Origin of the sequence: Flavobacterium sp. CLA17, from assembly GCF_013112255.2 — a bacterium.
Lineage (GTDB): Bacteria > Bacteroidota > Bacteroidia > Flavobacteriales > Flavobacteriaceae > Flavobacterium > Flavobacterium circumlabens.
This window is the reverse complement of record NZ_CP068294.1, coordinates 1,628,648-1,641,796: the sequence shown is the minus strand read 5'-3', so window position 1 is coordinate 1,641,796 and position 13,149 is coordinate 1,628,648. Positions and strand designations below refer to the sequence as shown.

10 protein-coding genes are annotated in these 13,149 nt (G+C 36.5%); 2 read left to right on the top strand and 8 right to left on the bottom strand.

Annotated elements, in window-relative coordinates; all coding sequences use genetic code 11:
* Positions 1–22: 22 nt before the first annotated feature.
* On the bottom strand, positions 23–310 hold the full coding sequence (locus HAV12_RS07250) for a hypothetical protein (protein ID WP_171569062.1): 288 nt from the start codon (positions 308–310) through the stop codon (positions 23–25).
* Positions 311–710: 400 nt separating this feature from the next.
* Between HAV12_RS07250 and HAV12_RS07245 the strand changes: the two genes are divergently transcribed.
* Both HAV12_RS07245 and HAV12_RS07240 read left to right on the top strand, forming a co-directional pair.
* A complete protein-coding gene (locus tag HAV12_RS07245) occupies positions 711–1,145 on the top strand; it encodes a hypothetical protein (RefSeq protein WP_171569061.1) in 435 nt (144 codons plus the stop codon).
* 171 nt (positions 1,146–1,316) lie between these two features.
* On the top strand, positions 1,317–3,098 hold the full coding sequence (locus HAV12_RS07240; protein ID WP_171569060.1) for a long-chain fatty acid--CoA ligase: 1,782 nt from the start codon (positions 1,317–1,319) through the stop codon (positions 3,096–3,098).
* 73 nt (positions 3,099–3,171) lie between these two features.
* Here HAV12_RS07240 and HAV12_RS07235 read toward each other — a convergent pair whose 3' ends face one another.
* The 7 genes from HAV12_RS07235 to HAV12_RS07210 form a co-directional block, all read right to left on the bottom strand.
* Positions 3,172–8,247: a DUF4132 domain-containing protein gene (locus tag HAV12_RS07235; protein WP_171569059.1), complete on the bottom strand. Its 5,076-nt coding sequence runs from the start codon at positions 8,245–8,247 to the stop codon at positions 3,172–3,174.
* 83 nt (positions 8,248–8,330) lie between these two features.
* Positions 8,331–8,765 carry a hypothetical protein gene (locus HAV12_RS07230; protein ID WP_171569058.1) on the bottom strand — a complete coding sequence of 145 codons (435 nt, stop codon included), beginning with the start codon at positions 8,763–8,765 and terminating at the stop codon, positions 8,331–8,333.
* A gap of 168 nt (positions 8,766–8,933) precedes the next feature.
* Positions 8,934–9,374, bottom strand: a complete 441-nt coding sequence (locus HAV12_RS07225; protein WP_240345272.1) for a hypothetical protein — start codon at positions 9,372–9,374, stop codon at positions 8,934–8,936.
* A gap of 32 nt (positions 9,375–9,406) precedes the next feature.
* A complete protein-coding gene (locus tag HAV12_RS22905; protein ID WP_240345271.1) occupies positions 9,407–9,553 on the bottom strand; it encodes a hypothetical protein in 147 nt (48 codons plus the stop codon).
* A gap of 208 nt (positions 9,554–9,761) precedes the next feature.
* Positions 9,762–11,228 (bottom strand): tyrosinase family protein, encoded by a 1,467-nt coding sequence (locus HAV12_RS07220; RefSeq protein ID WP_171569056.1) that lies wholly within the window; start codon positions 11,226–11,228, stop codon positions 9,762–9,764.
* A gap of 39 nt (positions 11,229–11,267) precedes the next feature.
* Positions 11,268–11,696: a hypothetical protein gene (locus HAV12_RS07215; RefSeq protein WP_171569055.1), complete on the bottom strand. Its 429-nt coding sequence runs from the start codon at positions 11,694–11,696 to the stop codon at positions 11,268–11,270.
* A gap of 17 nt (positions 11,697–11,713) precedes the next feature.
* Positions 11,714–12,655 carry a multicopper oxidase domain-containing protein gene (locus tag HAV12_RS07210; RefSeq protein WP_240345243.1) on the bottom strand — a complete coding sequence of 314 codons (942 nt, stop codon included), beginning with the start codon at positions 12,653–12,655 and terminating at the stop codon, positions 11,714–11,716.
* Positions 12,656–13,149: the final 494 nt, after the last annotated feature.

The following is a 13,149-nucleotide window of genomic DNA, read 5'->3' as shown; positions in this document are numbered from 1 at the left end:
CCTATCAGCCGGGGCATTTTTTTTAACGTTTCAGTGAAGAAGCAATTCCGGTTACCACATTAGATGCCCCGAAAGCAAACAACCCTGAAGCAATCGCATGCTGACCTGCAAAAAACTGATTTTCTGCAATGGCATTACTAAAGAAATGCCCGCCGGCCAGTCCTGCTACTAATCCCAGACCAATCATTCCAATGTGCCACCAAGGTTCCGGATCAGGTGGCGGTCCTGGCCATTTTTTTAATAAATCCCTTAACCATCCGGGATAACCTGTACCGCACCATCCCATTATCAAAAAGAAAGCAGTTTCCATATTATATTTTTTTAAATAATGCCTACTCGTTTGCTTTTCGGCTTACGCAATTAATTCATTTCAAAACTACTTTCTAAAGACGTAATGCCGCTTATGTCATTTCCTGTTTTTCAATGGGGAAAAAGCCCTTTTTTTCTATCTGTAATAAAACCCTTAAAACAGATTAAGATTCATTCAATACCGTCTGCGGAAAACAGTCCATGATTTTAATTGAGAGAGAAAACTCTGTTATAATTAGTTTTCTGTCGGCTAATTTCCCTTTGGAAATGAATTGTTTAAAAAAAATCTCATTCTTGTAATTTGGATTGATTTTTTTATTGAAATTTGAACTATATTCGCCATAAAAATCCTGCCACTGGATTTTTTTGAAAGCCCAAAAACAACTAAAACCTACAGAGAAATGAAAATTTTAAAAGCATTCCTTTTTGCATTATTTTTTATAGCTACGCAATCCTATTCACAAGAAATTAATATCGATAAAATTGTTTATAAAAGCCGCGAACGTTATATCACGACTACTATTGCTTATCCGATACAGGGAACTTTTTTACCTATCGGGCAAAAAGAGCCCAGCACTGTATTAAATCCTGACGGAACAGGAGTTATTCAGGACGAAGATTTAAGCAAAAAAAAGATCAACTGGGGAATTGAATGTACAGAGGAAGGTGTTCCGGTTTTTAAGGAAGGTTTCAATAGTAAATCCTATACATTCTGGTACAGAACCAATGATAGCGATGAGTGGAATTATACCCAGCTTTCTATTCACTTCGCCAAAAAGAAAATGTTCCTGATGGGAGAAAGGGTAAAAAGCTACGAGGATTTTAACGTGCAGTAAATTGCCCTCCTGAAATTAAACAATTCTTGCTTTTTCCGAAAATTTACTGTAAAAAAGAAAACGTTTTCGTTGATTTTTAAGAGTACCTATAATTTTTGCCATAAAATTTCATAAAATTAAAAATTATACCCATTTTTTATTTAATTTGCGGTAAAATTCAATATATTAAACATGGTTTCAATCACACGCCTTTTTGATTTTCCTTATTATCAACAAGAAAATTACGACCTTCCGGTTGCTCTTGCAACTAAAAAAAATGGGACTTGGGAAAAAACATCCAGCCAGGAATATATTGCTAAAGCAAATGCCATATCAAGAGCATTATTGCAGATGGGGGTTCAGAAAGATGATAAAATTGCATTAATCACTTCTAATAACCGCACGGAATGGAATATCATGGACATTGGTATTTTACAGACCGGAGCACAAAACGTTCCAATTTATCCGACCATTGCCGAAGAGGATTACGAATATATTTTAAATCACAGCGGAAGTATTTACTGTTTCGTTTCAGATGATGAAGTACTTCGAAAAGTACTGGCTATCAAAGCTAACGTTCCTACTTTAAAAGAGGTGTATTCTTTTAATGAAATTGCAGGCTGCAAACACTGGTCAGAATTACTGACTTTAGGGGCAGACGAAAGCAATCAGTCTGAGGTTGAGGCCAGAAAAGACAGCATTAAGGAAGATGATTTAGCTACTATTATTTATACTTCAGGAACTACAGGGCGACCTAAAGGAGTGATGCTTTCACACAAAAACATTGTTTCGAATGTTTTAGACAGTGCACCGAGAATTCCGTTTGATCCGGGAAAAAGTACCGCACTGAGCTTCCTTCCTATTTGTCATATTTTTGAAAGAATGATTTTATACATCTATCAGTATTATGGCGTTTCTGTTTATTTTGGAGAATCTATTGACAAAATCAGTGACAACCTGAAAGAAGTAAGACCAACCGTTATTACAGCTGTTCCGAGACTTCTGGAAAAGGTTTACGATAAAATTTACGCAAAAGGCGGTGAATTAACCGGCATCAAGAAAAAATTATTCTTCTGGGCTATTGACTTAGGACTAAAATATGAGCCTTACGGAGCCAATGGTTTCTGGTATGAATTTCAGTTAAAAATCGCCAGAAAACTTATTTTCAGTAAATGGAAAGAAGGTTTGGGAGGCAATTTAGATTTAATGGTTTCCGGAAGTGCTGCTTTACAGCCCCGTTTAACAAGAGTTTTTGCCGCTGCCGAAATTCCGGTTATGGAAGGCTACGGTTTGTCTGAAACATCCCCTGTAATTGCTGTAAACGACGAAAGAAATAAAGGTTTCAAAATTGGAACTGTTGGAAAAGTAATCCGTAACGTTGAAGTAAAAATTGCTCCGGACGGAGAAATCCTTTGCAAAGGACCAAACGTAATGTTAGGCTACTTTAAAGATGCTGAAAAAACAGCAGAAGCTTTACAGGACGGTTATTTCCACACCGGAGATATCGGAGAAATTGACAGCGAAGGTTTCCTGAAAATTACAGACCGTAAGAAAGAAATGTTCAAAACCTCAGGCGGAAAATACATCGCTCCGCAATTGATTGAAAATGCCATGAAACAATCCCGTTTTATTGAGCAGATCATGGTGATTGGTGAAGGCGAAAAAATGCCGGCTGCTTTTATTCAGCCTAACTTCGAATTTGTAAAAGAGTGGGCTAAAATCCATAAAATTACTTTAGGAAGTTCCAATGCAGAAATCGTTTCCAATCCTGATGTTATAAAACGTATCGACGAAGAAATCGAAGGAATCAACGAAAAATTCGGTCACTGGGAAAAAATCAAACGTTTTGAGCTGACTCCGGATGTCTGGTCTATCGATGGCGGACAATTGACTCCGACATTAAAATTAAAACGTAAAATCATCAAAGAAATCTACAAAGATCTCTACGCTAAAATTTACGGACAAAATTCATAATCAAAATAATATAACCAACGAAAAACGGCTGTCAGATGACAGCCGTTTTTTTTTATTTCATTTAGAATAGTTCCTAAACAAATACCTTATCAATCTGACTTAAAATTGTCGGATCTTGTATTTCATTGTCTTTGGCTAACAAAAGAACTTTAGACATAACCTCAGCCGATTTTGGATCTTCATCTGCAAAAGGCAGGAATAAACGTCCCCTGTGTTGCGAATGCACCGGAAGTATTGATAAATATTTCCCGGGCATCTGATGTACAACTGCACTTCCCAAATGAACACTATAGTTAGCCATTTCTCCTTTAATCAACGCGTGATTTTCTTTAATCTCTACATTTTTGATTTTAAACAATCGTAATGTTTCTCTCAGTAAAACTGCTCTCATCTCAATTGATGAATGGCTTGCCTCAGGATCAACTCCGCCAACATGTGCAACACTTACTACTAAATCAATATCACGCATTACTTCTGAAAAAATACGCGGATTAACATCTTCAAAAGCAATGTTTTTATAATCTTTTAACGAATGAAATTCAATTGTTTCTAAAGTTGGACTTTCTACATCTGCCGGAGAAAACCAGTCAGCCATAGCGTACATTTTAACCTGATAGCCCTCTTTATGAAAAACTTTTTGCAATCCTTCTTCATAATCTACTTTCCAGCCTCTGGTTTTTAGTAAAGCCAAAGTTTGATTGGGCTGTACCTGATGTCCGGCATAACGTCTTGAAATTGATTTTTCTTGTAATTCATCAGGTGTTGGAACATATAATTCCCTAAAAACCTGCTTAAAGGGCTGTTGCAATTTGTTATCAAAACAATAGCTTTGAAAATCTGTCCAGATATTGTGTTTATGCAGATCATAACAATGCGCAATTCTAAAAGTCTGATTTTCATTTAGTGCATTCACTTCGCCTAAAGCCGTAACCAGATTTCCATCAATATAAAAACCAATTTTAGCATCATTTGAGATAAAAACCAATTTTTCAAGATGTTTAGAAATAATCGGATGTTCGAAAAGGTTCTGCATTTCGGCATATAAAAATTCATCACCGCGAATCATACTTTCTTCCAGTCCTTTTCTCGAACGCGTCCATTGCTCGCGCATCGTTTTTCTGTAATTCGTTAATTCCAGAATTCCCTTGTCTTTTTTATATTTTGGCGGAATCGCTTTTAATTCTTTATCAGCTTTAAAAGTAACCAGATCCGCTTTTCCTTCTTTATTAATGACCAGATTTACTCTTATATCATCTAAAACAACTTCGGTTTCTTTTGATAAAATATTCTGAACTTGTTTGGTTTCCATCGCCCACGTCAATCGCACAGGATCCGGATAACCGGCATTTCTGGCCAGGTTTTCCAACGCCACACGAATTGCCAAAGCTTCACTTGCCTGCTTCATCGAACCAAATTCCCTGCTTTCTTTTTTAAACTGCTGCAAATATTCATAGCGCGCCAAAATATCTTTTTCAGGACTTGTTTTGCTCAAAGGCACTAAACCGTAAACTCTTAAATAATCCTGATCGCGTTTGTCTTTTACTTTGGCCGTAACTTCTCTAATTTTCAAATCGCCCGTAATCGTGTCTGCGTATAATCGCGCTCTGCGGTGTCCGTTTCCGTCAGTTACATATTTTGCCGATTCATACAGCATTTCCCATTTAGCTTTTCCCAATTGTTTATAAGCCGATACAAACCAATTTTTATCTACTGCTCCATCTTTAAAATCCTGCAGATCGATAGAGGAGAATTTCGCCATTTCACTTTCTAATTCCGAATTTACAGCGCTGTAACTGGCTGTTTTGGTATGTGCATGAAACCACCAGATTCCTTCATCTAAACCATTCCAGTTTAAATAATTGCTGATAAACTTCTGCCATTGCGGTGCATAAATGGCGGCCTGAATCAATCTTTCTTCTGAAATTTTGGCTTTTGTAATCGCATGGTTAAAACTTTCCTGAGTGTCAGTAGCCAACGGATAACATCTTTTCAATAAATAGCTAAACAGTTTTTGCTTGGTTAATTCGGTGTAGCTCCATGAATAAATATAACCTTTGTACAAACTTGCTTTTCCGAGAGCCGTGAGCATTTCGACCAAACGATTGATTCCGAAAATCTTCTGGAAACTCTGAACCAAATGTGTAACCGATGTATTGGAATCACCTCTTTTCACTTCAATATCCAAAAAGGTTTCGCGAATCTTATCAATCATCGAAACTAAAAATGGAAATGTCTTAATTAAATCTTCACCTCCGGGATGTCTGTAGTGTTTCCCCTCGCCTGTTAAAACAGAAATTCTTTCACTTTCTAAAATACCTTCGTACAATTCGCCTTCGGTAATTAAATTTTGCTCAAAAGCTGCGCAATACAAATGGATTGGCGGTTTATTATAAGGAATATTTCTTTCTAATCCGTTTAACTGTCTCCATCTGTACAGGTTCCAAACTTTATTGTTTTGTTCTTCTGATAAATCCAGTAAACTAATTTTATTCAGGTAAATGTCAAAAAAGCCCTGATTCTGCCAGCCGTTGCCGTTATCTGAATTATAATAATATTCATCTTTTGAAGGTTTATATTCAAACTCTAAAACCGATTCCGGAAGATTTGCATATAAAGTGCTGCAGGCATCAATTAAGAAATCTGCCTTTTCTTTAAAAGAATATTTAAGCTGAAGCGCATTTAAAATTTGTAAAATGGCATTGTCCCAATCGTAGCCTCTTTTGTTTTGGTGCGGCAATAATTCTTTATAATAAAAAACATATTTCTCCAGAAAATCGCGCCATACTTTTCGGTCACAACTGCTTACAAGTGTTAGTAGAAATAAATCTTTTTCAGTTAATCCCGAATTTTCAAACCAGCCCGACCAAACTTCGTACAACGGATAATTTGTCGCTGCAATTTCAGGATCTTTTTCATCTTTTAGATTTTTTACCTCTCTAAAAGTATTTCCAAGCAAAACAGTCGATTTGCTGTTATCGTAGTTTTCGATTTCATATTCGTGATTTCTGTTTTCTTCATATAATGTATACAATTTAGAAATCTCGGTTTGTATCTGAGACATTGATTTTGAGAAACCATATTGATGCTCTTTAACCGATTTAACATACAGGGAATCTCCCTGCGGTTTTGGCAAGGCATAGGGTGAAACTTCGTTTGGCGTATAAAAACCAAATCCGTTTTCGGCGCTTATACTATCTTTCTTTTTTGAAGGTTCTAACTGCTCTATAAATTTGGTTTCTTTTTCGGTGATTTTTGGTCTTGTCGAATAAGCTGCAACCCAGTCATTAACTTTATCTGTCAGCTTCGCATTTTTCTGCAACTGCAGCATCAAATCCAAAACCGACATGCGTTGTTCTAAATCGCCTTTTTCTAACGTTTTTTCTACAAAAGAGCTTATTTTCTGATCTTCCTGTTTTAGTAAAATTGCGGTTAGGTTTTTCTTTAAATTAGAATTTTTACGTTTGTATAATTCCTGAAAAATTGCCAGTTCGTCTTCTGTTAAACTCAAATTATTTAAAGTATTGACTGCCGAAGCTACCAAAGATTCGCCTCTGTCTTTTAAGATGCGAAGTGCAAAATTTCTTTGAAAACTGGTTGGTTCTTTTTTGTCTTTACCTCCATCGTTTTTAAAGCTGTAAAAAGAATAACAATAATAATCACCCAAAATTTCTCTGGCCAGTTTTTCTCTTAAATTAATTGCAAAACCTTCAAAATGATTCAGAATAATTTCTAATCTTTCGCTGTTATCGCCAATTAAATTTATGGCTGCAGCATAAAAGGCATCTTTCTCGAACTTGGCATTGAGCCATGAAAATACTTTCCCTTCGAAAGTTTTTTCTTTTTCGTTTATATTTTGCGCGAGATTGTAAACTTTATCGAAAAAGTTCGGATAATCTGCATTTTCAGTATAATATTTCGATTTGGCATTGGCATCTAAAAGTGCATTTAATCTCGGAAGCGCAAATGCCAAAACCTGAAGATTTTCGTCGTCCAAAGCTTTAAAATACAATGGCATCTCGATATAAGGATCGTTGGTTTCCCCGACAAATTTTAAGGCCAGCGATTTCTTTTCGACCGAACCTTTCGCTAATAACTCATGCAGATACGGAACGGTTTTTTCGACATCAAAAACACCCTGAACCCAAAGTGCCATATAAACTTCATTGTTATTTTTACTCTGAATTCCCACCGGAATCGTTTCCGGATTCGAGAAATAACCATACGCCAGATTGATGATATTTCGAACCGTCGTTTCTTTTTCAGAATCCCAGCCCAAACCAGTCCACGTATCAATGCCGCGCACCACAGATGAAAAACGGGTTAATTTATTATCAATAATGACCTTAATCATATAGTGCAAAGCACCGATACTGGTTTCGTCCAACGCTTCCAGAACGGTTTGACGCAAGCCTTCCTGACGTTGTGCGGCCAATAAAAGTTTTTCGACCAGTTCCCAGCTTTCTTTTTTCTCGCTGTTTAAAAGTGCTTTGATAATATTTCGTGAAACTTTTCCTCTCGGGTCTTTGTTGAAAATAATATCTTCAAATAACTGAAAAAGATTTTCTTTGTTTAAATCAATCGCTGCCGACCAAATCATAAACTGATTCGTAGAACTGGAAATCTCGGTGTCAAAACGAATTTCCTCCTCAATACTTAAATCGTAATGTACGGTATTGCTGTCGTGGTAATTGTAAATCTTTGGGCCATTAAGCAGCGAACGCAAAAAATTAACCTGATTAACAAGCAAATATTTTTTATTGTTTGGCGCCCTGAAAGAACGTCGCGTATAACCACTCTGATACATTTTCTGAGGAAGTCGGTTCCAGGCTTCTTTTACATAAACGGCATTTTCCTCACCAAAAAAGTAAACCAGAAGATCGTAGTAATTTTTGTCTTCCCATAAATCTTCTTTTACCCATTTTGCGAATTCGGTACATTCTTTAGAACCCAAAGAAATATACGTGTTGTAATAATTGTCTTTTAGTTTTAAAAGTTCCAGACCAAACTCGGCTACTTCTTTTTTTAACTTGTTTTTTGACAATAGCTTTGTTACCAAATTACTATTGACAATTTCTTCTAATTCTTTTTTAAACCTTTGTATAGGGTTTTCTATTATTTTACTTTTAAGAACATCTTCTATAGACATCATGTTATTATTTTAAAATTATATATTTTATTTATTGTAAAATGGGTTTTGAAAATGTAAAGTTTCATTGTCCGAAAATGCATTTCTTACCAGTAACTCCCCGCCAAAAAAGTCAGTCTGATAAAAGTGAGCCCTTTATTTTCTTCAAGATTTATTTCCTGACTTAAGTTCTCCAGCTCGTCATCACCGTAAAAAACAGCATACATGCCATCCTCAAAAGCCAGAATTGCATTTTCCTGTGCTACCGCTAAGTCAACTTTATTGTGGTTGTACAGGGCACCAAAACCAACTTTTCCGGTATCTGTCAGAATGGGTAAATAATTTTCTTTCGGAAGGTGAATTTTATCTTCGTCATCAAATTCAAATGAGGAAGAATTGAAGAGCTGAACCTGATAATCGACCACTAATTCGATAAGAGTCCGGGTAGTAATTATAGGATTTTCTATAACCAACTCTACATTTTTTTCCTGAAGAAGAGGATGTTTTTTCCCTAACTGCCTGACCGCTATACTAAGATTCATTTGATTCTGATTATTATTTTAAATACGTAAAGTAATAAATTATAAGATAAGATTGCATAAAAAGACCTGCTGTCGACGTTAAAAAAACATTATTAATCAAAATAATATAATCAAACGCAAAACGGCTGTCAGATGACAGCCGTTATATTTATTCTTATTTTTAAGTCGTTATAATTTATAAAATGCTGCTGTAAGATAAAAAACCGTATCGATAAAAAACAGATTACTATCAAAAGTCAGAACATTTTCGTCGTGTAAATCTTCAAGAATAATGCCTGCTTCAGGATTAAAATAATCGTTATTTCTGGTATTTATAAAACCGTTTGAAATTAAAAATTCCCCGACGTTTTCTAATTTTGTAGCACTATTAGATTCTACAAATTTCTGCTCGACAACAGCATAAAGTATATCCTTTTGTTCATAAAACCCAATTAACTGGTAAGCGGTATCCGGAAAGAAATAATTATGTAGTAGTAAATTATTCAAATAATCTTCCCAGGATTCGTAGTAGATAGTATCGTTAAGCTTGATTACTTTATGTTTGTTTTGAAGATACACTTTTTGCTCAGCACCCGAAGAGATAAAGGCATTCATATTTATATACGTAATCCAAAAACTATTCCTGTTACAAAATTCTCTTATTAACGCTCTTTCTTCACTTTTGATTTGCTTTCCTGACTCAAACGTTCCGCCTGGGCTCTTGCTTTTTCTAAGGTAACGGGAGATTGTCTGGATAGTACTTCCATGCCTAACCTGGCTCTTTCCTGAAATGATATTTTGTAGTTCATGATCCATGATTTTGTATACTGCAAATATAGAAATTCTAATATTAAAAATCTATTTACGGAAATGAGACCATTTTGGCTGTTTTCTAAAAAAACGTTTAGAAGCTGAAGCTGTAAAAAGTCCGGAGATTTTTAAGAGCAGACCAACCCCAAGCAAAACGGCCGTCAGATGACAGCCGTTTTTTATTCGTTTAATCTTTTAATTTATTTCTTAGTTTGCCTTCGTTACACTAATTTTTTCCAGTGTTACTTTAGCATCTCCGGCTCCTGATTTTTTTATGATAATTTCAAAGTTCTTATCGGTATTGATTAAGTCATCTGAAATATAGTAGGAGAAATTCAGTTTTATCCCGTCTTCGCTTATCGGATGGTCGTCTTCCATTCCATGATCGTGGGCTACTCCAAAGAAAGTCATTGTGCCTACATACTGATCTGCTTTGCCCGGATATCTAAGAAAAACAGTATAGTAATCTTTAGGCTCTTTGTATACCGCTACACTTAAATTTAGTACTAATTTCGAATTGGCACTTTTAAAAACTTTATTCGTGCTTTTGGCCAATGTACTCGTTACTTTATGACTAAAAGCACTAGTCCCAAGCACCTTCCCTACTTTCTGTTCCCAGACCACCTGTTCTTTTGAATCCTGAAAGGCAATTTTCTTTTTTGCAGTCGTTTCATTGGAAGCTAAAACCGGAGTCGTAGAGCCGTAAAGCAGATTATCATATTTATAATCCAGATTAAAAACAATCTTGTATACTTCCTCCATCGTGTAGGTGATATGTTTGCCATCGGGAGTTATAAACTCATAAGGCCACGGATTCGCTTTTAGGTCTTCCAGGCTCGGACGCTGCCCGTAAGCCGAAACATCCCACGATTCCCAAATACGGTCAATCATACTATGATGCAGCCAAAAAACAGGGTCGAATCCGGCAGACGGCACATTGGCCATTAAACCTGAATACTCCTTCTGGTATATTTCATTGTAATAGGTTTCACTTGGATTGGCGTATTCTCCGCCTATAAGATCGTGCATATAGCCATGAGGTGCAATTTCCAGGTTTTTGCTAAATCCGGCTTTTCCGCTAAAGGAAGGGTTGGTTTGTAATTCTCCCAGTGCCGACTGAATCTGATCGACCTGATCCGGAAGAATCGGCTGTCCGTTGTTCAGGATACTGTATCGGGCTGCCGTATACAAAGAACCCGATTTGTCTGTTAATTGTGCCGGCATAATGTTTTCGGAAACTTCCTTGCTGCCGTAATTCCAGTACGGAAGGGCAAAATCCTCTTTTCCGGATAATTCACGGACAATTTTTTCTAAGTACCAAATGTACATTCTGTGCCATAAAAGAAAATTCAAAGACGCGCTATCTGATCCGTTGTGCGTACAATCGGCCCATGCCCATAGTTTATCCTTACTGGTCTGATACTGCGGACAAAGTACATTTTTGCCATTAATCACAGTCGGAATATTGTGTATCGCTCCCTGATAATACCAGGCCAGGCCATTATCGCAGCCCATGGCACGCATTTTTTCAAAAGCCGTATTCATGGCTGTAAGATTGGCTTTTCCTTCGGATGAAGTTACATCCCAACGCGTATATTTCGCATTGGCATTGCCCTGACCATAGGACAATCCCGTGATCAGCATAATGAAGAGTAAGTTGGTAATTTTTTTCATTTTGTTTGTTTTTGGGTGAATATTCAATTATTTATTCCTTTAAAGTACTTCGACTTCAAAGGTTAAAATCTTGGCATATGCAGGATTGGCTTTATCGTAAATCTTAAATTTTACAATACCATTGCCCTTTTTGTTTTCCGGAAGTACATGTATGGCAATAAATCCCTGCTGATCTGCATTGAGTTTATTAAAAGCGGAACCTTTTGGAATTCCGATCTGGCAGGCGCCATGCTGGCACATCGAACAATCCCATTCTTTAGGAAACGTATTCGATACCGTTTCCCAAACCAGATAGATGGGTTTGCTGGAAATGTTTTCGACTTTGATTTTAGAAATATCCAGTCGTTTCGTTTTCAATACGCTTTCTTTATTGGTGGCATTGCCCACTACTGTAAAAGTAGGTTTGCTCTGTGCAAAGGAGAACGAAAACGAAAAAAGGAGTATGAAATAAAATAGTGTTGTTTTCATGATTTTTGGTTTTAATATTAATAAAATACCGGAATTCCGGCTTTGTAGCATATCTTTTTGGAAACCGGATCTGTAAAGTGATAGCCGATCTTTTCCTGGTCTGAAACATTTTCTAAAAAAACCTCCAGCTCCATGCATTCACCCGGAGGAAGCTGTATTTTACACGCTCCGGAAAATGTGGTCAGGTTCTTCTCATTTCCGGAAATTAACTTGACTTTTGCCTGAGACGGAAACTGTATTTCATTCCGGTACAGACCCGCATTAACCAGACGCAGCAACACGGCCTCTTTTTTGTTCGCTAAAACTTGTAACCCTTTATTTTTAGTGGCGATCTGCCCATTAATCAAAAAGTACTGTGGTTTGTAATCCGGCAGCACTACCGGCTTATTGCTCGTATCGTATGCCGTACCCATAATCGCATCGGTATGCCATTTCGGATCAATTTCAGTACTGCACCATAGTACCTCAGCCAGAACTTTAGCGGGTAAAACGTCGGTTTCTTTCGGACGTATGATAATGACCCCAAACATGCCCGCCTGAAGATTAAAAGGATAATTTTCAGGACTATAATACAAATACGTTCCTGCTTTTTGAGCCACAAAAGAATAAAACCCATGTTCCATATGGTGCACCGGCTCTTTTTTGGTCATGACTTCGTTTCCGGCAGTACGCTGTACAAATTCAATATCCCGGCAATACAAAGACACCGGATTTCCCTGCGAAATATTCCAGAAATCGATATTGATACTATTTCCTACCTTCATATCGATCTCCGATCCCGGCAAAGTAACCTGTCCCGAAAGCGAGTTCGTAAAGCCAAAAGTCCGAATCGGTGCCTTTTTTTCAATGAGCAGTTTTCCTGTGGTACGGCCAATAATTAATCGTTCGTTTTGAGAAAACAAAAAGGTGCTGACGAATAAAAAAGAAAATACCAGTGTAATTTTATTCCGTTTTTTCATTTCTAAACTCTCATTAATGTAGACTGTACTGTGTTTGCTACTTCAAATTTAGAGCTATTACGAATTAAAAAACTGCGTACAAATACCTGTTTTTGTAGTAAAAATCCCAGTTTAAGATTGGCTTAATTTCCTGTATAGATGAGGATTCCCGGAATGAAGTTTTGTTTTTATAAGAAAAATATTTCTTTTTATTGGGGTGTTGGGGATTATAAAGTATAGGATTCCTGCTTTAGCCAAATCTGTCGCAGGTTCTGATCGAAAAATATTTTTTACTACATTTGCTAAAAATGTAATCTTTTTATTACATTTGTTTCTGTCGAAAAAGTGACACCTGAAAATTTCCGTTGTGAAACAAAATCAAAATGAAAAGCAAAATAATTGTGTTGTAAAAAATTCTGTTGAAATAATAATTACAACAAAAAATTTACAACAATTCTGTTGGAGAAACTCATGTTGAAATAATAATTACAACAGAAAATCTACAACAATTCTGT

What these genes read in the sequence shown, in the direction of transcription:
- HAV12_RS07215 (WP_171569055.1), bottom strand. Translation starts at nt 11,696, where the DNA reads ATGAAAACAACACTATTTTATTTCATACTCCTTTTTTCGTTTTCGTTC.
- HAV12_RS07220 (WP_171569056.1), bottom strand. Translation starts at nt 11,228, where the DNA reads ATGAAAAAAATTACCAACTTACTCTTCATTATGCTGATCACGGGATTG.
- HAV12_RS07240 (WP_171569060.1), top strand. Translation starts at nt 1,317, where the DNA reads ATGGTTTCAATCACACGCCTTTTTGATTTTCCTTATTATCAACAAGAA.
- HAV12_RS07210 (WP_240345243.1), bottom strand. Translation starts at nt 12,655, where the DNA reads ATGAAAAAACGGAATAAAATTACACTGGTATTTTCTTTTTTATTCGTC.
- HAV12_RS07250 (WP_171569062.1), bottom strand. Translation starts at nt 310, where the DNA reads ATGGAAACTGCTTTCTTTTTGATAATGGGATGGTGCGGTACAGGTTAT.
- HAV12_RS07230 (WP_171569058.1), bottom strand. Translation starts at nt 8,765, where the DNA reads ATGAATCTTAGTATAGCGGTCAGGCAGTTAGGGAAAAAACATCCTCTT.
- HAV12_RS07245 (WP_171569061.1), top strand. Translation starts at nt 711, where the DNA reads ATGAAAATTTTAAAAGCATTCCTTTTTGCATTATTTTTTATAGCTACG.
- HAV12_RS07235 (WP_171569059.1), bottom strand. Translation starts at nt 8,247, where the DNA reads ATGATGTCTATAGAAGATGTTCTTAAAAGTAAAATAATAGAAAACCCT.
- HAV12_RS22905 (WP_240345271.1), bottom strand. Translation starts at nt 9,553, where the DNA reads ATGAACTACAAAATATCATTTCAGGAAAGAGCCAGGTTAGGCATGGAA.